This window comes from Psychrobacter sp. T6-4, from assembly GCF_052258425.1.
Taxonomy (GTDB): Bacteria; Pseudomonadota; Gammaproteobacteria; order Pseudomonadales; family Moraxellaceae; genus Psychrobacter.
Genome location: NZ_JBQQEZ010000029.1, coordinates 1 through 778, shown reverse-complemented (window position 1 = coordinate 778; position 778 = coordinate 1). Strand labels below are relative to the sequence as shown.

The following is a 778-nucleotide window of genomic DNA, read 5'->3' as shown; positions in this document are numbered from 1 at the left end:
CGAGTTGCAGCCGCGGCTCTACTCGATCTCCTCCTCACCCAAGATGGATGCCGGGATCGTGTCCCTGACCGTGGACGCGGTCCGCTACAACCACCGCTCCCGGCTGCGGCTCGGCGTGGCCTCGACCCATCTCGGCGAGCGCCTGCCCGAGCAGACCAAGGTGAAGATCTACCTTCAGAAGGCCCACGGCTTCGCCCTGCCGGCGGATCTCACCAAGGACGTGATCATGTGCGGCCCCGGCACCGGCATCGCGCCGTTCCGGTCGTTCCTGCGCGAGCGGGCCGCCACGAACGCCCCCGGCCGCAACTGGCTGTTCTACGGCCACCAGCGCCAGGCCACGGACTTCTTCTACAAGGACGAGCTCAACGCACTGAAGGACGACAAGGTGCTCAACCGCCTGTCGCTCGCCTGGTCCCGGGACGACAACGAGAAGACCTACGTCCAGGACCGGATGCGCGAGAACGGCGCCGATCTGTGGAAGTGGCTCGAAGGCGGCGCGCACTTTTACGTCTGTGGCGATGCCAAGCGCATGGCCAAGGACGTGGAGCGGGCGATCATCGACGTGGCGGCCAGCCACGGCGGCAAGAGCCCCGAGGACGCGGTCGCCTATCTCGCCGCCCTCAAGAAGACCGGCCGCTACCAGGCCGACGTCTACTGAGCGGCGCCCTCTCCGTGTGGGCCACAGTGGTCACGCCGCGGTCCATGCGGAGCGCGACACGCCCCCTCTCCCGTGCGGGAGAGGGTTGGGGTGAGGGATCAGGTCTGTCCGGAGAGGTCG

1 protein-coding gene is annotated in these 778 nt (G+C 68.0%); it reads left to right on the top strand.

Going from position 1 to position 778, the window contains the following annotated elements:
• Positions 1-658: ferredoxin reductase domain-containing protein (locus tag ACTXGE_RS12470; RefSeq protein WP_459112899.1), on the top strand; the 658-nt coding region annotated here is incomplete at its 5' end.
• Positions 659-778 lie beyond the last annotated feature (120 nt).